The organism is Actinomadura sp. B10D3, from assembly GCF_039871695.1.
In the GTDB taxonomy this organism is placed as follows: domain Bacteria; phylum Actinomycetota; class Actinomycetes; order Streptosporangiales; family Streptosporangiaceae; genus Spirillospora; species Spirillospora madurae.
In genome coordinates this window covers 67,541-86,121 of sequence record NZ_JBDPLY010000003.1, presented here as the reverse complement: position 1 = coordinate 86,121, position 18,581 = coordinate 67,541, and the positions used below count along the sequence as shown (strand labels likewise).

Genomic DNA, 18,581 nt, shown 5'->3' with positions numbered 1-18,581 from the left:
CGACCCGTGCGGGTCGGCGAGGGCCGTCGCGAGGGCTCCGGCGACGCCGTCGGGCGCGACCTCGGTGAGGTCGCGACGGCCGCCCGCCGCACCTTCGGGTCCGGATCGGCGAGGTACGGGGTGATCGCGGCGACGGCGGGCCCGGTCTCGGCGAGCCGCTGGAGTTCGAGCAGCCGCGGCGACCGCCCGATCGCCACGGCCGCGGAGATCATCTCGGCGGAGATCACGCAGATCCACGCCACGGTCGGCGCGCAGCCGCCGCGCCTCCGCCGGCGTCGCCGTGGCGGTGTCTCTCCTGGTCACCGCCGTTAACCTACTAAATCAATCGGAATAGATGAATAGGGCCCCCGATACGTCACCCCGCAGGCCGGGCGCCCCCGCTCCCACCTGCGCGGGGACGCCCGGCGGGCCGAGTTCCGCCACCCCGGCCGGCGGGCGGCCGGGCCGGTCCGGCCGCCCGCGGCGCCCGGCGAGCCCTGCCGGAACGACCCGCCGGGCAGGGCAATGCTTGATCCAAAAGGGCGAAACCGGTCACCGGGAGGACTACTATCGGGCTACGTGACGAGCATCAGCCTTGACAGCGCAGACCTGGCCGGCGTCGACGTCGACGCGATCGTGATCGGCGTCAGCCCGGGAGGGTCCGGTGCCGCACCGGCCGCCGGAACGGACGCGCTCGACCGCGCGCTGGACGGCCGGCTCGCGGACGCGCTGACCGCGCTCGGCGCCACCGGCAAGGCCGGGGAGGTCACCAAGCTGCCGTCGCTGGGCGCCGTCGCCGCCAAGGTGATCGTCGCCGCCGGGCTGGGCGAGGACCCGACCGCCGAAGACCTCCGCCGCGCCGCCGGCGCCGCCGTCCGCTCCCTCGCGGGCAGCGCCCGGGTCGCCGTCGCGCTGCCGGCCGAGAGCGCCGAGGCCGTCGGGGCCGCCGCGCTGGGCGCGCTGCTCGGCGCCTACTCCTTCGACTCGTTCCGCACCGGCGACGGCCACAAGAGCCCCGTCGAGGAGATCGTCCTCATCGGCCCCGCGTCCGAGGAGGCCGCCGTCGAGCGGGCGCGCACCCTCGCCGCGTCGGTCGCGCTCGTCCGCGACCTGGTCAACACCCCGCCGTCCCACCTCTCCCCCGAGGACCTCGCCGGCGAGGCCGAGCGGGTCGCCGCCGACACCGGGCTGGCCATCGAGGTGCTGGACGAGAAGGCCCTCGTCGAGGGCGGCTACGGCGGCATCGCGGGCGTCGGGCAGGGCTCGGTCAACCCGCCGCGGCTCGTCCGCCTCGCCTACACCCACCCCGAGGCGTCCAAGACCATCGCCCTGGTCGGCAAGGGCATCACCTTCGACTCCGGCGGCCTGTCCCTCAAGCCGACCGACGCGATGGACTGGATGAAGTCCGACATGGGCGGCGCCGCCGCCGTGCTCGGCGCGCTCGCCGCCATCGCCGAGCTCGGCCCCAAGGTGAACGTCGTCGGCTACCTGGCCATCGCCGAGAACATGCCGAGCGGCACCGCGCAGCGCCCGTCCGACGTCCTGCGCATCTACGGCGGCAAGACCGTCGAGGTGCTCAACACCGACGCCGAGGGCCGGCTCGTCCTGGCCGACGCCCTCGTCCGGGCCGGCGAGGACTCCCCCGACCTGATCGTGGACGTCGCCACGCTGACCGGCGCGCAGCTCGTCGCGCTCGGCACCCGGACCACCGGCGTCATGGCCAACGACGACGCCGTCCGCGAGAAGGTCGTCGCGGCGGCCGAGCGCGCGGGCGAGCCGTCCTGGGGCATGCCCCTGCCGGCCGAGCTGCGCAAGGGCCTCGACTCGGCGGTCGCCGACATCGCCAACATCAGCGGTGAGCGGTGGGGCGGCATGCTCGTCGCCGGGATGTTCCTGAAGGAGTTCGTGCCGGACGGCGTCAAGTGGGCCCACCTGGACATCGCGGGCCCCTCGTTCAACAAGGGCGAGGCCTACGGGTACACGCCGAAGGGCGGCACGGGCGCCGCGGCGCGCACGCTGGTCCAGATCGCCGAGGACGTCGCCGCGGGCGTCCTGTAGAGGGCGGCGGGAATTCTGCGGGGGACCCGCCCGCTGTGACCGGGCGGAGAACAGAATAGATTTCTCGTGGCGGCGCGGCGCCCGGTGACCGGCGCGCCCGCCCACCCACGGGCGCCGTGATCCACGCGGCGCCGCAAACCGGGGAAAGGGAGCCTCCAGTGGCCAACAACGGCCCCTTCGATATCGTCGTCCTGGGTGCCGGCAGCGGCGGGTACGCGTGCGCGCTGCGCGCCGCCGAGCTCGGCAGGTCCGTCGCGCTCATCGAGCGGGACGACTCCCTCGGCGGGACGTGCCTCAACCGCGGCTGCATCCCCACCAAGGCGCTGCTGCACGCGGCGGAGGTGGCGGACCAGTCCCGCGAGGCGGCGAAGTTCGGCGTCAAGACCACCTTCGAGGGGATCGACGTCGCAGGCGTGAACGCCTACAAGGACAAGGTCGTCTCGACGACCGTCAAGGGCCTCACCGGGCTCATCAGGTCGCGCGGCATCGAGGTCGTGCACGGCACCGGCCGGCTGACCGGGCCGACCACGGTCGAGGTCGCCACCGCCGACGGGACGCGCACCATCGAGGCCGGGCACATCGTGCTCGGCACCGGCTCGGCGCCCAAATCGCTGCCGGGCCTGGAGATCGACGGCGAGCGCGTCATCTCCAGCGACCACGCGCTGCGGCTGGAGCACGTCCCCGCGTCGGTCGTGATCCTCGGCGGCGGCGTCATCGGCGTCGAGTTCGCCAGCGTGTGGCGCTCGTTCGGGGCCGACGTCACGATCGTCGAGGCGCTGCCGCACCTGCTGCCGCTGGAGGAGGAGAGCAGCTCCAAGCGGCTGGAGCGCGCCTTCCGCAAGCGCGGCATCAAGTACGAGCTCGGCACCCGCTTCGAGAGCGCCAAGACGACGCAGGGCGGCATCTCCGTCACGCTCGAAGGCGGCAAGACGATCGACGCCGAGCTGCTGCTCGTCGCGGTGGGGCGCGGCCCCGTCTCCGACGGCATCGGCCTCGCCGAGGCCGGGGTCGAGACCGAGCGCGGGTTCGTCAAGGTCGACGAGTACTGCCGGACGAGCGTCCCCACCATCTCGGCGGTCGGCGACCTGATCCCGACGCCGCAGCTGGCGCACGTCGGGTTCGCCGAGGGCATCCTCGTCGCCGAGCGGCTGAGCGGGCTCACCCCGCCGCCGATCGACTACGACGGCGTCCCGCGCATCACCTACTCCGACCCCGAGGTGGCCTCGGTCGGCATCACGTCCGCCGTGGCCCGCGAGCGCGGGTACGAGATCAAGGAGGTCACCTACGACCTCGCGGGCAACCCCAAGAGCAAGATCCTGGGGACGCAGGGCGAGGTCAAGGTGATCGCGGCCGTGGACGGCCCCGTCCTCGGCCTGCACATGGTCGGCGCACGCGTCGGCGAGCTCATCGCGGAGGGGCAGCTCATCTACAACTGGGAGGCCCTGCCCGGCGAGGTCGCCCAGCTGATCCACCCGCACCCGACCCAGTCCGAGGCGGTCGGCGAGGCACATCTCGCCCTCGCCGGCAAACCACTGCACGTGCACGGCTGAACGCCGCACAAGTAATACGAAGGAGTCGCTGAGACATGCCGGTCTCCGTCACCATGCCCCAGCTCGGCGAGAGCGTCACCGAGGGCACCGTCACCCGCTGGCTCAAGAAGGAGGGCGAGCGCGTCGAGACCGACGAGCCGCTCCTCGAGGTGTCCACCGACAAGGTCGACACCGAGATCCCCTCGCCCGCCTCGGGCATCCTGACCAGCATCACGGTCGCCGAGGACGAAACCGTCGAGGTCGGCGCCGAACTGGCCGTCATCGGCGACGAGGGCGACGCGCCGTCCGGCGGCGGCGGCCCGGCCGCCGCGGAGCAGGAGCCCGCGCAGGAGGCGCCCGCCCCGCAGGCCGAGCAGGCCGCCCCCGCGCAGGAGGCGCCCCAGCAGCAGGCACCGCCGCCCGCCGCCTGGCCGCCGCCGGCGCAGCAGCAGCCCGCCGCCCCACCGTCCCCGGCGCCCGCCCCGGCGCCCGCCCCGGCTCCGCAGCCGGCGCAGCCCGCGCAGCCGCCCGCCCCCGCCCCGGCGTCCCAGCAGGCCCAGCCGCAGGCGGAGCCGGGCGACGGCCCGTACGTGACCCCGCTGGTGCGCAAGCTGGCGTCCGAGCACAACGTGGACCTCGCCACGGTCAAGGGCACCGGCGTCGGCGGCCGCATCCGCAAGCAGGACGTCCTGGAGGCGGCCCGCGCCGCGCAGCAGGCCGCCCAGCAGGCCGCCGCCCCAGCGGCGCCCGCCGCCCCGGCCCCGGCCCCGGCACAGGCCCCCGCGGCGCGGCCCGCGGCCCCGGCGCCCGCCGCCGCCCCCGCCGAGCAGCTCGCGCTGCGCGGCCGGACCGAGAAGATGTCGCGGATGCGGCAGACGATCGCCCGCCGCATGGTCGAGTCGCTCCAGGTGTCGGCGCAGCTCACCACCGTGGTCGAGGTGGACATCACCAAGATCGCGCGACTGCGGGAGCAGGCCAAGGCCGACTTCCAGGCGCGCGAGGGCGTCAAGCTGTCGTTCCTGCCGTTCTTCGCGATGGCGACCGTCGAGGCCCTCAAGGCGCACCCGAAGCTGAACGCGGTCATCAACGCCGAGACCAACGAGGTCACCTACCACGACGTGGAGAACCTCTCGATCGCGGTGGACGTGCCCGAGCGCGGCCTGATGGTCCCGGTCGTGCACAACGCGGGCCAGCTGAACCTGGGCGGCCTCGCGCAGCGGATCGCCGACCTCGCCGAGCGCACCCGCACCAACAAGGTGAGCCCGGACGAGCTGGCCGGCGGCACGTTCACGCTGACCAACACCGGCAGCCGCGGCGCGCTGTTCGACACCCCGATCCTCAACCAGCCGCAGGTCGGCATGCTCGGCACCGGCGCCGTCGTCAAGCGCCCGGCCGTCATCGACGACCCGGAGCTGGGCGAGGTCATCGCGGTCCGGTCGATGGTCTACCTGGCGCTGACCTACGACCACCGCCTGATCGACGGCGCGGACGCCGCCCGCTTCCTCGCCACGGTCAAGCACCGCCTGGAGGAGGGCAACTTCGAGGCCGAGCTGGGCCTCTGACACCTCCCGCGACTCCGCGGATACCCCGCCGCCCGGTCCGGGCGGCGGGGCGTCCGCATGTCCGGGGAAACGCGGGACCCGGCTGAGATTCTCACCGCCCGGTGGCGTGATCGCCCTAGGCTGGGAGCATGAGGGTCACAATCACGGGCTCGTCGGGTCTCATCGGCTCGGCGTTGGTGCAGTCACTTCGAGCGGACGGCCATGAGGTCGTCCGGCTGATACGGCGGGAGCCGTCCAGATCCGACGAGGCGCAGTGGTCGCCCGCGGACGGGTGCGTCGACAAGGCGTCCCTGGAAGGCGCGGACGCCGTCGTGCACCTCGCGGGCGCCGGCATCGGCGACCGCCCGTGGACCAGGGCGTACATGCGCAGGATCCGCGAGAGCCGGCTCGCCGGCACCCGGACGCTCGCGGAGGCGATCGCGACCGCGGACCCGCGGCCCCGCGTGCTCGTCTGCGGGTCGGCGATCGGGTACTACGGCGACACCGGCGGCCAGGAGGTGGACGAGAAGGCGGCGCGGGGGCAGGGGTTCCTCGCCGAGCTCGTCCGCGACTGGGAGGCCGCCGCCGCTCCCGCACGGGAGGCCGGGGTCCGGGTCCTCCATCCGCGGACGGGCGTCGTGCTGGCCCGCGAGGGCGGGATGCTCGGCCGCACCCTCCCGCTGTTCCGGCTGGGGCTCGGCGGCACGCTCGGCGACGGCCGGCAGTGGACGAGCTGGATCTCCCTCGCCGACGAGGTCGCCGCGCTGCGGTTCCTCATCGACCACGAGATCGCCGGGCCGGTCAACCTCACCGCGCCGAACCCCGTCACGAACGAGGAGTACACGCGGACGCTCGGCCGCCTCCTGCACCGGCCGGCGCGGCTGCCGGTCCCCCGGTTCGCGCTGCGGGCGGCGCTGCGCGGGTTCGCCGACGAGGGGCCGCTGATCAGCCAGCGGGTCCTGCCGCGGCGGCTGGAGGAGAGCGGGTTCCGGTTCGCGCACGAGGACGTCGAGGCGGCCATCGCCGCGGCCCTGTGACCACCAGTGGCCTTGTGACCGCCAAGAATCGTCAAAGTCCGACCCGGTTCCGCTCCGTGCCCATACGGTGACACAGAGGCGACCCGGCCTACGAGGAGGGGTGGAATGAGCACCGACGGACAGCCGCACATCCTCGCGATCGGCGGGGGCTCGTTCGTTCCGGACGGCCGGGACGGGTTCCTGCCGAGCCCCCTGCTGCGCTACGCGTTCGACCTGACCGGGCAGGACCGGCCCCGGGTGTGCGTCATCGCGACGGCCATGGGCGACGGCCTCCAGGCCATCGCGCGCTCCTACGCGGCGTTCTCCTCCATGGACGCCGAGGTCAGCCACCTGGCCCTGTTCCCGATGCCGAACATCGCCGACATGCGTGCGCACCTGCTCGCCCAGGACCTCGTCTACGTGGGCGGCGGGAGCGTCGCGAACCTCCTGGCGCTGTGGCGGCTGCACGGGCTCGACGAGATCCTGCGGGAGGCGTGGCAGGAGGGCGTCGTCCTGTCCGGGCAAAGCGCGGGGGCACTGTGCTGGCACGTCGGCGGCAATACCGACTCCTTCGGCCCGCAGCTCCGCCCGATGACCGACGGGCTCGGCTTCCTGCCGTACTCGTGCGGGGTGCACTACGACAGCGAGCCGCAGCGGCGGCCGCTGCTGCAGCAGCTCGTCGGCGAGGGGACCCTGCCCGGCGGCTACGCGGCCGACGAGAAGGTCGCGCTGCACTACGTCGGCGCCGAGTTCGTCCAGGCCGTCTCGTACCGGCGGGAGGCGGGCGCCTACCGCATCGAGCCCGACGGGCCCGGGACGGCGAAGGAGTACCGGCTGGAGCCCCGGCTGCTCGCCGCCCTCTGACGCGCGGGCCGGCACGTCCACGGCATAAGCTGACAGGCGTGAGCGATGTGGACGTACGCGAGCTGGTGGTGGTGCACGCGGGGTTCGGCACGGCGGCCGTCCCCTACGACGAGGGCTGGGAGCTGCAGAAGCGCACCCACGCCCTGCGGGTCGAGGACGCGATCCCCGACACCGTCCTGCTGATGGAGCACCGGCCCGTGTACACCGCGGGCAAGCGGACCGCGGCGCTCGACCGGCCCCTCGGCGATCCGGGCGCCCCGGTCGTGGACGTGGACCGCGGCGGCAAGATCACCTGGCACGGCCCGGGGCAGCTCACCGGCTACCCGATCGTCCGGCTCCCCGACCCGGCGGACGTCGTCGGATACGTGCGGCTGCTGGAGCAGATGATGATGGACGTCTGCACGGAGCTCGGCCTGGAGACCGTGACGGTGGAGGGCCGCAGCGGGCTCTGGGTGCCCGGCGCCCCCGACCGCAAGATCGGCTCGATCGGGATCCGGGTGGCGCGCGGCGTCGCGATGCACGGCTTCATGCTCAACTGCGACAACGACATGGGCTGGTTCGACAAGATCGTCGCCTGCGGGATCCGGGACGTGGGGTCGACGAACCTCAGCCTGGAGCTCGGCCGCCGGGTCACGGTCGCCGAGACCGTCCCGCTGGTCGAGCGGCATCTCGCGGCGGCGCTGGGCGCGGCGGAACCGCTCCACCGCACCACGGCGCAGCTGGCGCTCTGACATCGCCGCCGCCGGCGCTCGGGTCCGGGCGCCGGACGGTCAGGCCATCACCTTGTAGACGGCCTGCCCTTCGGTGGCGGCCGCCTGGAAGAACTCGGTCAGGCCTTTGTAGGCGGGCTTGAGGACCTTGTCGCGGGCGGCGCCGTCGAGCCGTCCCGCGTCCTGGACCCCGGCCCGGCCCATCGCCGCCGGGTCGTAGCGGTCCGCGACCTTCGCGAACGGCGTCGCGGCCAGGTGGTCGGCGGTCGGCTTGACCCGGTCCGGCGCCAGGTAGATGACGTCCATGCCCAGCTCGTCGGCGCCGTCCTCGGTGAGCAGCCGCCCGCCGCACACCACGTCCGCCTCGGGCTGCCGGCCCTCCCACGGGTCGCCGGTGACGAGGTAGTGCATCGCCTGCCACGCCCAGCCGAGGTCGAACAGCTCCGCGGAGCCGCGCCGGCGCCAGTTCGCGTCACCGAAGACGTGGCGGGCGATCCGGCCGGGATCGGGCTCCCCCTCCAGCACGGGCGGCACCCTGAGGTACGACATTGCCAGACCCACGGTGGTCCTCCTGCTGACGCTGTTGCGTGACGACAGGGAGTCACCCTAGAGAGGTCCACAGTTGGACATGGCCGAAACACGCGAATCGGCTGCACGATCGAGGTACTGTCATACGTTCGAGATCGGTCCGATACGGCTTCGAAGCCCCCGGAGGCCGCGCCCGGCGGCGGGTGGCCGGTGTGCCGGCACCGGAGATCGGGACGTAGTCTGGGACGCGTGACGACGGTGACTCCAGAGGGGCGCAGGCTCCTGCGCGTCGAAGCGCGCAACAGCCAGACCCCGATCGAGCGCAAGCCCGAGTGGATCAAGACACGGCTGAAGATGGGCCCGCAGTACCGCGAGCTCACGGGCCTGGTGAAATCCGAGGGCCTGCACACGGTGTGCCAAGAGGCCGGCTGCCCCAACATCTACGAATGCTGGGAGGACCGCGAGGCCACGTTCCTGATCGGCGGCGACCAGTGCACCCGCCGCTGCGACTTCTGCCAGATCGACACCGGCCGGCCCGCCGCCCTCGACCGGGACGAGCCCCGCCGCGTCGCCGAGTCCGTCGCCACGATGGGCCTGAAGTACGCGACCGTCACCGGCGTCGCCCGCGACGACCTGGAGGACGGCGGCGCCTGGCTGTACGCCGAGACCGTCCGGCAGATCCACGCGGCGATCCCGGGCTGCGGCGTCGAGCTGCTGATCCCCGACTTCAACGCCGTCCCCGAGCAGCTCGCCGAGGTCTTCTCGTCCCGGCCGGAGGTGCTGGCGCACAACGTGGAGACCGTCCCGCGGATCTTCAAGCGGATCCGTCCCGCGTTCCGGTACGAGCGGTCCCTGGAGGTCCTCACCCGGGCCCGCGAGGACGGCCTGGTCACCAAGTCGAACCTCATCCTCGGCATGGGCGAGACGCGCGAGGAGGTCTCGCAGGCGCTGCGCGACCTGCACGAGGCGGGCTGCGAGCTGGTCACGATCACCCAGTACCTGCGGCCGAGCCCCCGCCACCACCCGGTGGAGCGGTGGGTGAAGCCGGAGGAGTTCGTGGAGCTGTCCGCGGAGGCCGAGGAGATCGGCTTCGCCGGCGTCATGTCCGGCCCGCTCGTGCGCTCCAGCTACCGCGCCGGCCGCCTCTACCAGCAGGCGATCTCCGCGCGCGAGGGGTGAACCCGCGACCACCCCGGCCGGACTATCCTTGGATTCATGTCGAAAAAGCCCACGGACGGGGCCCAGGAGAGTCCGGGTCGCCTCAAGCAGATCCGCATGGTCGCCCAGGTGCTGCGCCAGGCCGACCCGAAGGCACTGCCGATCGTGTTCGCGTCCGCGATCGGCACCCTGGTCGTCGTCATCCTCATCGGGCTGATCATCGGCCAGCTGTGGTTCTTCATCCCGCTGGGGGTCCTCGCCGCGGCCGCCGTCGGCATGATCGTCTTCGGGCAGCTCGCGCAGCGCGCCCAGTACAAGGTGATCGCCGGGCAGCCGGGCGCGGCCGCCGCGATCCTGAAGAACATGCGCGGCAACTGGACGGTCACCGAGGCCGTCAGCGGCAACCGCAACCTCGACATGGTGCACCGCGCGGTCGGGCGCGCCGGCGTGGTGCTCGTCTCGGAAGGGCCCCGCAGCCGCGTCGGCCCGCTGCTCGGCGCCGAGAAGAAGCGCATCTCCCGCGCCGCCCAGCAGGTGCCGATCTATGACGTCCAGGTCGGGGACGACGAGGGCCAGATCCCGGTCGGCAAGCTCCAGCGCCACCTGATGAAGCTGCCCCGCAACCTCACCAAGGGGCAGGTCGCGGAGCTGAACGACCGCCTCCAGGCCCTGCCCCGCTCGATGCAGATGCCGAAGGGCCCGATGCCGCGCGGCGCGAAGATGCCGAAGGGCCCGAAGCCGAAGATGCGCTGACGGACATGGGAGGAGCGCCCCCTCGGGGGCGCTTTCCCGTTTCCGGCCTAGATGTTGACGACGACCGTGTTGCCGGCGCGGTCGTGCATCCCCCGGTAGTCGCGGTCCCAGATCAGGGCGGGGACGACCAGGAGCAGCAGGAGGGTCCGGACGAGGGCCCAGCCGAGCCCGACGGGCCGCCCGTCCAGGCGGGCGACGCGGATGCCGCACAGCCGCTTGCCGATCGTCGTGCCGAGGAACGCGGTGAGCACCCAGGCCTGGACGCCGAAGACGAGCAGCGTCACCATGCTGCGCTCGGCGGGCTCCCAGCCGAGCGAGCGCGCGAGCAGGCTCGCCACCAGCATCGACAGGCCCCAGTCGATGAACAGCGCCACGAGCCGCCGGCCGTAGGACGCGACGGCGCCGCTGCCGCCGGCGGGCAGCCCGATCCGCTTCCCGGGCTCGCCGAGGTCGGCGCCGGCGGAGCGCGCCCCGCCGAGCCAGGTCTGCGTCCACCGCGGCCCGGCCGCCTCCTGCCGCCCCTTGCCACCGCTCATGGCCCCTACGCTATCCGGTCCCCCGCGGCCCCCCGACGCGGCTCCCCCGGCAGGCCCGGAGTGACGCGTAACACAGCGGAAACATACGAGACATGGCCGGGAAACGGCGCCGCCATAGCGTGCAGTGAGCCAAGAACCGCCCTGAGGAGGCTGGATGTTCAGCAGCGCCGAAGAGGTCCTGAGCTACATCAGGAACGAAGGTGTGCGTTTCGTCGACTGCCGGTTCGTGGACCTGCCGGGCAAGATGCAGCATTTCACGTTCCCCGTCGAGAGCTTCGGCGAGAGCGTCTTCACCGAGGGGCTCATGTTCGACGGCTCGTCGGTCCGCGGGTTCCAGGAGATCCACGAGTCGGACATGCTCCTGCTCCCGGACCCGAGCACCGCGGTCGTCGACCCGTTCCGCCAGCACAAGACGCTGATCCTCAACTTCTTCGTGCACGACCCGCTGACGGGCGAGCCCTACAGCCGCGACCCGCGCAACGTCGCCAAGAAGGCCCAGGACTACCTGCGCGGCACCGGCATCGCCGACACGTGCTACTTCGGCCCCGAGGCCGAGTTCTACATCTTCGACGACGTCCGCTTCGAGACCAGGCAGAACGCGGGCTACTACTACCTCGACTCGGTCGAGGGCGCCTGGAACACCGGGCGCGAGGAGGCCGGCGGCAACCTCGGCGCGAAGCCCCCCTACAAGGGCGGCTACTTCCCCGTCCCGCCGATGGACCACTACACCGACCTGCGCTCGGAGATGGTGTCCCAGCTCATCGCGTCGGGCATCCAGGTGGAGATGCAGCACCACGAGGTCGGCACCGCCGGCCAGGCCGAGATCGACTTCCGCTTCGACACGCTCCTGAAGACGGCCGACAACCTGCTGCTCTACAAGTACATCGTCAAGAACGTCGCGCGCGCCGAGGGCAAGACCGTCACGTTCATGCCGAAGCCGATCTTCGGTGACAACGGCTCGGGCATGCACTGCCACCAATCCCTCTGGAAGGACGGCTCGCCCCTCTTCTACGACGAGGTCGGCTACGCGGGCCTGTCCGACAACGCCCGCTACTACATCGGCGGCCTGCTCAAGCACGCGCCGTCCCTGCTGGCCTTCACCAACCCGACGGTGAACAGCTACCACCGCCTCGTCCCCGGCTTCGAGGCGCCGGTCAACCTGGTCTACTCGCAGCGCAACCGGTCGGCGTGCATCCGCGTCCCGATCACGGGCTCGAACCCGAAGGCCAAGCGCATCGAGTTCCGCGTCCCGGACCCGTCCTGCAACCCGTACCTGGCCTTCTCCGCCATGCTGATGGCCGGGCTGGACGGCATCAAGAACAAGATCGAGCCCGCCGAGCCGGTCGACAAGGACCTCTACGAGCTGCCGCCGGAGGAGGCCCGCGCCATCCCCCAGGTCCCCGGCAGCCTCCCCGAGGTCCTCGCCGCCCTGGAGGCCGACCACGACTACCTGCTGGAAGGCGGCGTCTTCACCCCGGACCTCATCGAGACCTACATGGCGATGAAGAACGAGTTCGAGATCGACCCGATCCGCCTCCGCCCCCACCCGCACGAGTTCGAGCTGTACTACGACATCTAAGATCACCCCAGGTCAGCGCGGACTTCCGCGCTCCCGGGCCATCTGGGCCGCCGGCCGTGCCCTTCCGAGCAGGAAGGCACGGCCGGCGGCCGTCTGTCGATGACCTTGCCGGCGCGGTGTCTGCTTCATGGGGGGCGTCGCAGCTCGCCGACCGCACGCGTCGCACCAGCGGGAGTCAGGCCGAACGGGTTCGGTGGCTCGCGGGCGGCTCCGCGACCGGGACGACGTGCGCGGCAGGACCGCCGGGCCGGGCCGGGTGACGGCTCCCTGCCGGGTGTCGGTGAGGGCTGGCATCATGTCCGCGGAGGGCGGGATGACCAAGCACGCCAAGCGCGTCCTGCGGGACATCGAGGTGCTGCGGCGTGCCGCGCGCGAGCTGAGGTCCGAGTACCGGCTGGTGTGCGCCGACGTCGAGACGGTGGCGACGGGGCGGCGGGCGGTGGCGGCCCAGGAGTGGCTCGGGTCCGTTCCTGTCGCCCGGCTGAAGCAGGTCGCGAACGGGCCGATCCGGCTCGGCGCGGTGCGCGGGGCGGAGTTCGTCACCGTCGCGGACGTGCTCGGCTCGACGCCGGGCGCGCTCGCGCTGCTGCGCGGGCTCGGGCCCGATACCGCCCAGTGGCTCCACGCGGCGGCGGTCGAGCTGTTCGCGACGGCGACGTGCTCCGCGAGCCTGCGGATCACGATCGGCCCGCGGGACGAGCGCACCGAATCGCTCGTGGTCGCGCTGCATCGGCTGCTGAACGGGAACCCGGAGCTGCGGCGCGCCGTGGAGTTCGCCGAATGGGTGGAGACGTTCTGCATCAGGAACGTTCACGACGCGAGGCGGGCGGTGGGGTGGCGCAGGGTGCTGCTGCCGCCGGACGCGCGGTACCTGGCGAGGAAGGCGACCGCCGAGCTCTCGGGCCTCCTGGAGAGTTCGAGCGCCGCGCTGCTGAGGTCGCCGGGCCTGATCGGGGGCCGTGTCCCGGTGGACGATGCCTGGCAGGACTTCCAGCGGAACGCCGACGCCTACCATGCCGAGCTCGCGGAGGTGGCGGGGCTGGTGTCCGCCGGGGAGGCCGCCGAGGGGTTCCTGCCGGAGGGGCTGGCGGCGGACGTCTGGGACGAGCCCCTCGACGACACCTACCTGAAGGTGTCGCTGCGGGAGTACCAGGCGTTCGGGGCGCGGTTCGCGCTCCTGCGGCGGCGCGTGATCCTGGGGGACGAGGCGGGGCTCGGCAAGACGGTCCAGGCGATCGCCGCCATCGCGCACCGGCGGGGTGAGGGCGCGACGCATTTCCTGGTGGCCTGCCCGGGGAGCGTGCTGCTCAACTGGGTCCGCGACATCGAGACCTTCAGCTCGGTCGAGGCACATCTGATCCACGGCCCGGACCGGGACGCGGCGCTGGAGAGATGGTCCGGCAGGGGCGGCGTCGCCGTGGCGCCGCTGGACTGGCTGCCCTACATGGAGGTCCGCCCCGCCCTCGGGATGTTCGTGGTGGACGAGGCCCATCAGACGAAGAACTCCTGGACGCATCGGGCGCGGGCGGTCGCCCGCCTGTGCAAGGAGACGGAGCACGTCATGCTCCTCACCGGGATGCCGATGGAGGACCGGGTCGAGGATTTCCGCAGCCTGGTCGGGCATCTGCCGCCCGAGGCGGCGGAGGGGATCCGCCCGCAGGAGGCGGCCCTGGGGAAGCGGGCGTTCCGGGTGGCGGTCGCGCCCGTCCACCTCAGACGCGACCAGCGGGACGTGCTGACGGAACTGCCGGACGTCGTGCGCGTGGACGAGCTGGTGGCGCCGGGCCGGAGGACGGCCAGGCTCCGGCGGCTGAAGGAGCTGGTCAGGGAGGCCGAGGCCAACGGGCGGAAGGTCGTCGTCCTCTCCCGCTTCCCGGAGGTGCTCGCCTCCGCCCGGGAGGTGCTCGGGACCGGGGGGAGGCAGGTGATCGCGGAGGCGTTCGCCGCCGAGGACGGGCACGCCGTGCTGGTGGCCGGGTCGGGAGCGGACGGGCCGAGCCCGCGGGGCGTGTCCCTGATGGTCTTCTGCGAGCCGCAGGAGGATCCGGACGCGGAGGCTCGCGCCGTCGGGCGCGTGCTCGGGGCCGGCCCGGCAGGGATGCTGCGGGTGCACCGGCTGGTCGCGCCCGGGACCGTGGACGAGTGGAGCGGCGAGGGATCGGGATGACGGACGACGCCAAGGAAATCCTGCGGGGCGGGCACGCGCTGCTGAGCGCCGCGCGCGACCTGATCGCCGACCATCGGCGCGCCCTCGCGGACGTGCACCGGGCGCTCGCGCCGCTGCGGGCGGAGGCGGCGCGGAAGCAGCTCGGGTCCATCCCGCTGGCGCGGCTGAAGGACGTCACGGAGGGGCGGCTGCGGCTCGGGCCCCTGGAGGACGCGGGGTACGCGACCGTCGCGGACGTCCTGGACGCCACTCCGTACCGCCTCCAGCTCCTGCCCGGGATCGGGCCGCAGACCGCGCGGCAGCTCCACGCGGCGGCGGAGAGCCTGCGGGAGGCGGCGGAGCGGTCGGCGTCGGTGCGGGTCGACGTCGACCGGCGGGACGAGACCATGACGCCCATCGTCACCGCGCTGCACCGGCTGGTGAACGCGGGCCCGGAGCTGCCGCGCGCGCGGGCCGCCGCCGACGGCGTGGACGAGCGGTTCGGGCCGCTGGTGCGCGACGCGCGGCCGGCCGGATCGTGGTGGCGGCGGATCTTCGCGCGGGCCGCCCGGCGGGAGCGGGCGCGGGAGGCGGTCGGCGAGCTGGCGGAGGCCCTGCGGACCGAGGAGGGCCGCGGGACCCGGCTGCTGGTGGCGCAGGCGTCGGTGGACCTGCTGCGGCCCGCGGTGTCGCCGGACGAGGCGTGGATCGACTTCGAGCTGCGCGCGTCCGACTACCAGACCCTGCTGGCCGAGGTGGCGGCGCAGGACCCCGAGCGGGACGCCGCCCAGGGCTTCCTGCCGGGCGATCTCGCCGCCCGGGTCAAGGCGCAGGCTCTCGACGACGCCCACCGGCGGGTGTCGCTGCGCGGGTACCAGGCGTTCGGGGCGCGGTTCGCGCTCGTCCAGCGGCGGGTGATCCTGGGCGACGAGATGGGGCTCGGCAAGACGATCCAGGCGATCGCCGCGATGGCCCATCTGCGCGCGGAGGGCGCCACCCACTTCCTGGTGGCGTGCCCCGCGAGCGTGCTGATCAACTGGGTGCGGGAGATCGAGACGCGCAGCACGATGGCCGCGCACCCGCTGCACGGGTCCGGGCGCGCCGCCGCGCTGCGCAAGTGGGCCGGGGACGGCGGGATCGCCGTGACGACGCTCGCCACGCTGCACAGTCTGGACGTCCCGGACGACGTGCCGGTCGGCATGTTCGTGGTCGACGAGGCGCACTACGCCAAGAACCACCAGACCCGCCGGGCCCGCGCCGTCGGCGCGTGGTGCCGCCGGACCGAGCATGTTCTGTTCCTGACCGGGACGCCGATGGAGAACCGGGTCGAGGAGTTCCGCAGCCTGGTCGCGCACCTGCGTCCCGAGCTCGCCAAGGAGGTCCGGACGAGCGACGCGGCGATGGGGGCGCGGGCGTTCCGCTCGGCCGTGGCCCCGGTGTACCTGCGGCGCAACCAGCGGGACGTGCTGGTCGAGCTGCCCGAGGTCGTGCACGTGGACGAGCTGGAGGAGTTCAGCCGGGCCGACGCGCGGGCCTACCGGGACGCGGTGGCGGAGGGCAACTTCATGGCGATGCGCCGGGCGGCGTACGCCGTCCCGAAGAGGTCGGCCAAGCTCGCGCGCCTGGTGGAGCTGGTCGAGGAGGCGGACGCCAACGACCTGAAGGTGGTGGTGTTCTCCTACTTCCGGGACGTGCTCGCCGCCGTCCAGAACGCGCTCGGCCCGGCGGCGCGCGGCCCGATCTCCGGCGGGACGACGCCCGAGCGGCGGCAGGAGATCGTGGACGCGTTCACCGCCGAGCCCGGCCACGCCGTCCTGCTCGCCCAGATCCAGGCGGGCGGGGTCGGGCTCAACCTCCAGGCGGCCTCCGTCGTGATCCTGTGCGAGCCGCAGGTGAAGCCGACCATGGAGACGCAGGCGGTCGCCCGCGCGCACCGGATGGGGCAGGTCCGCACGGTGCAGGTGCACCGGCTGCTGACGCCCGGCGGCGTGGACGCGCGGATGCTGGAGATCCTGCAGGCCAAGACGATGCTGTTCGACGAGTACGCGCGCCGCAGCGACCTCGCGGAGCAGACGCCGGACGCGGTGGACATCTCCGAGCAGGCCCTGGCGCGGCAGATCGTCGCGGAGGAGCAGGAGCGGCTCGGGATGTAGGGAAGAACGTCCGGGGCTTCCGTGTTCAGGTGGGCGGAGACCGGACGATCAAAGGGGATGTCATGGCCGAGGTCAGGGTGGAGCGCACCGAGGACGGCTTCCGGGCCGTCAACGGGCGGGGCGCGAGCGTCGCCATCGGCGACGGGGACACCGAGGGCGTCTTCACGCCGGTCGAGCTGCTGCTGGCGGCGCTCGGCGGCTGCGAGCTGGTCACCGTCGAGCCGCTGACCGCCAAGCGCGGGCACCGGATGGCGCGGCTCGCCGCGACCGTCCAGGCCGACAAGATCGCGACGAGCACGCTCGGCACGATCACCGTGACCTATGACGTCGAGCTCCCCGAGGGGGACGCCGAGGCCGCGGACGTCCTGAAGGCCGTGGCCGGGCGGGTCCACGAGAAGTACTGCACGGTCGGCAGCGCGCTGCGGGAGCCGATGAAGGTCGAGCAGGTCGTCTAGCCGCAGGTCATGCCGGCGGGGGGCGCGCTTCCGCGCAGGAGGTAGGCGTTCACGGCCCGGCGGACGCAGCGGTCGCCGGTGGCGTAGGCGCCGTGCCCCTCCCCGCGGAGGGTGAGGAGCGTGGCGCCACCGCCGAGCCTCCTCGTCAGCTCGGGCGCCCACGCGTACGGGGTGGCGGGGTCGCCGGTGGTGCCGACGACGAGGATCGGGCCGGCGGACGGCGCGGACACCTCGCGCGCGTCGTCGTCGCCCTCCACCGGCCAGCCCGTGCACTGGGTCAGCCCCCAGGCCATGGACGGCCCGAAGATCGGCGAGACGGCGCGGAACGTCGGCAGCAGCTCCCGCACGTCGTCCGCGGTGTAGCGGTCCGCGCCGTCCGCGCAGGTGATGGCGGTGTTGGCGGCGGAGAAGTTGCTGTAGGCGCCGTTCGCGCGCCGCCCGTTCTGCAGGTCGGCGAGCAACAGCAGCAGGGAGCCGTCGCGGCGCTTCACGGCGTCGGCCAGGCCCTGCGCGAGGTAAGGCCAGGCCTTCCGGGAGTACAGGCCTGCGGCGACCGCGGTCGTGCCGAGGCTCTGGGTGAGCCTGCGGCCGGACGACGTGGGGAGCGGCCTGCGGTCGAGGCCGGCCAGGATCCGGCCGATCGACGCGACGGCGGACGGCCCGTCCTTCCCCAGCGGGCACAGGCTCCGCCCGAGGCGGGCGCACGCCGCCCCGAACTCGCCGAGGGCCCGCTGGAACCCGGCGGCCTGCCCGAGCGCGAGCTCGGCGGGGTCCTTCCCGGTGTCGACGGCGCCGTCCAGCACGGCCCGCCCCACCCGGGCGGGGTACCGGTGCGCGTAGCCGCCCCCGAGCCAGGTGCCGTAGGAGACGCCGAAGTAGTTCAGCCTCCGCTCGCCGAGCGCGGCGCGGATCAGGTCGAGGTCGCGGACGGCGTCCAGCGTGCCGACGTGCGGGAGCAGCGCCCCCGATCGCGCCTCGCAGGCCCGCGCGTACGCGGCGCGGCGCGCCATGTACGCCTTCTGCTCGGCGGCGGTGTCGGGGCTGTCGTCCTCCGCGAGGAGCCTGTCCAGCCCGCGGCCGCCCACGCAGGTCACGGGGGTGCTGCGGCCGACGCCGCGGGGGTCGAACCCGATCAGGTCGTAGCGGGCGCGCAGGGCCGCGTATTCGCCCGCGGTCTGGGCGAGCGTGTCGACGCCGTCGCCGCCGGGCCCGCCGAAGTTGAACACCAGCGAGCCGATGCGGTGGCGCCGGTCGGTCGCGGGCACCTTGAGCAGGGCGATGCCGATCCGCGGGCCCGCCGGGTCGGCATGGCTCAACGGCACATGGAGCGTCGCGCAGCGGAACCCGGCCCGCGGGGTCTTGCTCCCCGGCGGCGCGGGCGGCAGCCCGGTGCAGCTCTTCCACCGGAGCGGCGGGACGGCCGGGGGCGGGGCGCCGGGGGCCGCGCGGTGCTCGGCGGCCACCGTCCGGGGGACGGGCGTCCCTCCCGCGAGGGACAGGGAGATCAGTCCGAAAACGGCCAGTGACCCGACCAAGACCGGCATTACGCCCGGTATACCCGAATACCTGGCCATTC

At 73.4% G+C, this 18,581-nt stretch carries 16 protein-coding genes; 13 read left to right on the top strand and 3 right to left on the bottom strand.

Going from position 1 to position 18,581, the window contains the following annotated elements; all coding sequences use genetic code 11:
• Positions 1-6 precede the first annotated feature (6 nt).
• The 7 genes from ABGB11_RS06495 to lipB all read left to right on the top strand — a co-directional run bounded on the left by ABGB11_RS06495 (position 7) and on the right by lipB (position 7,718).
• The gene (locus ABGB11_RS06495; protein WP_347629821.1) at positions 7-312 is read left to right on the top strand and encodes a hypothetical protein; all 306 of its coding nucleotides are present in this window, start codon (positions 7-9) and stop codon (positions 310-312) included.
• Between the two features lie 192 nt (positions 313-504).
• Entirely contained in the window at positions 505-2,037 is a 1,533-nt protein-coding gene (locus ABGB11_RS06490) for a leucyl aminopeptidase (RefSeq protein WP_347629819.1), read from the top strand.
• Between the two features lie 158 nt (positions 2,038-2,195).
• Positions 2,196-3,587, top strand: coding sequence for a dihydrolipoyl dehydrogenase (gene lpdA, locus ABGB11_RS06485; protein WP_347629817.1), 1,392 nt, complete (start codon positions 2,196-2,198; stop codon positions 3,585-3,587).
• 35 nt (positions 3,588-3,622) lie between these two features.
• On the top strand, positions 3,623-5,128 hold the full coding sequence (sucB, locus tag ABGB11_RS06480) for a 2-oxoglutarate dehydrogenase, E2 component, dihydrolipoamide succinyltransferase (RefSeq protein WP_347629815.1): 1,506 nt from the start codon (positions 3,623-3,625) through the stop codon (positions 5,126-5,128).
• A 128-nt stretch (positions 5,129-5,256) separates the two neighbouring features.
• On the top strand, positions 5,257-6,144 hold the full coding sequence (locus ABGB11_RS06475; protein ID WP_347629813.1) for a TIGR01777 family oxidoreductase: 888 nt from the start codon (positions 5,257-5,259) through the stop codon (positions 6,142-6,144).
• A gap of 105 nt (positions 6,145-6,249) precedes the next feature.
• Positions 6,250-6,987 (top strand): peptidase E, encoded by a 738-nt coding sequence (locus tag ABGB11_RS06470; RefSeq protein ID WP_347629811.1) that lies wholly within the window; start codon positions 6,250-6,252, stop codon positions 6,985-6,987.
• A 38-nt stretch (positions 6,988-7,025) separates the two neighbouring features.
• Positions 7,026-7,718: a lipoyl(octanoyl) transferase LipB gene (lipB, locus tag ABGB11_RS06465; RefSeq protein WP_347629809.1), complete on the top strand. Its 693-nt coding sequence runs from the start codon at positions 7,026-7,028 to the stop codon at positions 7,716-7,718.
• 39 nt (positions 7,719-7,757) lie between these two features.
• Here lipB and ABGB11_RS06460 read toward each other — a convergent pair whose 3' ends face one another.
• Positions 7,758-8,258, bottom strand: coding sequence for a YfbM family protein (locus ABGB11_RS06460; RefSeq protein WP_347629807.1), 501 nt, complete (start codon positions 8,256-8,258; stop codon positions 7,758-7,760).
• 216 nt (positions 8,259-8,474) lie between these two features.
• Between ABGB11_RS06460 and lipA the strand changes: the two genes are divergently transcribed.
• Both lipA and ABGB11_RS06450 read left to right on the top strand, forming a co-directional pair.
• Positions 8,475-9,404 (top strand): lipoyl synthase, encoded by a 930-nt coding sequence (gene lipA, locus ABGB11_RS06455; protein WP_347629805.1) that lies wholly within the window; start codon positions 8,475-8,477, stop codon positions 9,402-9,404.
• Positions 9,405-9,440: 36 nt separating this feature from the next.
• Entirely contained in the window at positions 9,441-10,136 is a 696-nt protein-coding gene (locus tag ABGB11_RS06450; RefSeq protein WP_347629803.1) for a DUF4191 domain-containing protein, read from the top strand.
• 47 nt (positions 10,137-10,183) lie between these two features.
• Here the strand turns inward: ABGB11_RS06450 and ABGB11_RS06445 are convergent, their stop codons facing one another.
• Positions 10,184-10,672 carry an RDD family protein gene (locus ABGB11_RS06445; protein WP_347629801.1) on the bottom strand — a complete coding sequence of 163 codons (489 nt, stop codon included), beginning with the start codon at positions 10,670-10,672 and terminating at the stop codon, positions 10,184-10,186.
• Positions 10,673-10,826: 154 nt separating this feature from the next.
• Here ABGB11_RS06445 and glnA point away from each other — a divergent pair, with 154 nt between their 5' ends.
• From glnA to ABGB11_RS06425, 4 genes are all read left to right on the top strand, one after another.
• Complete coding sequence (gene glnA / locus ABGB11_RS06440) at positions 10,827-12,251, top strand: type I glutamate--ammonia ligase (RefSeq protein ID WP_347629799.1); 1,425 nt, start codon at positions 10,827-10,829, stop codon at positions 12,249-12,251.
• Positions 12,252-12,546: 295 nt separating this feature from the next.
• The gene (locus tag ABGB11_RS06435; protein WP_347629797.1) at positions 12,547-14,418 is read left to right on the top strand and encodes an SNF2-related protein; all 1,872 of its coding nucleotides are present in this window, start codon (positions 12,547-12,549) and stop codon (positions 14,416-14,418) included.
• Complete coding sequence (locus tag ABGB11_RS06430) at positions 14,415-16,550, top strand: SNF2-related protein (protein ID WP_347629795.1); 2,136 nt, start codon at positions 14,415-14,417, stop codon at positions 16,548-16,550. Before ABGB11_RS06435 ends, ABGB11_RS06430 begins: the two co-directional genes overlap by 4 nt.
• A gap of 62 nt (positions 16,551-16,612) precedes the next feature.
• Entirely contained in the window at positions 16,613-17,005 is a 393-nt protein-coding gene (locus tag ABGB11_RS06425) for an OsmC family protein (RefSeq protein WP_347629793.1), read from the top strand.
• Here ABGB11_RS06425 and ABGB11_RS06420 read toward each other — a convergent pair.
• On the bottom strand, positions 17,002-18,549 hold the full coding sequence (locus ABGB11_RS06420; protein ID WP_347629791.1) for an alpha/beta hydrolase: 1,548 nt from the start codon (positions 18,547-18,549) through the stop codon (positions 17,002-17,004). The genes ABGB11_RS06425 and ABGB11_RS06420 overlap by 4 nt on opposite strands.
• Positions 18,550-18,581: the final 32 nt, after the last annotated feature.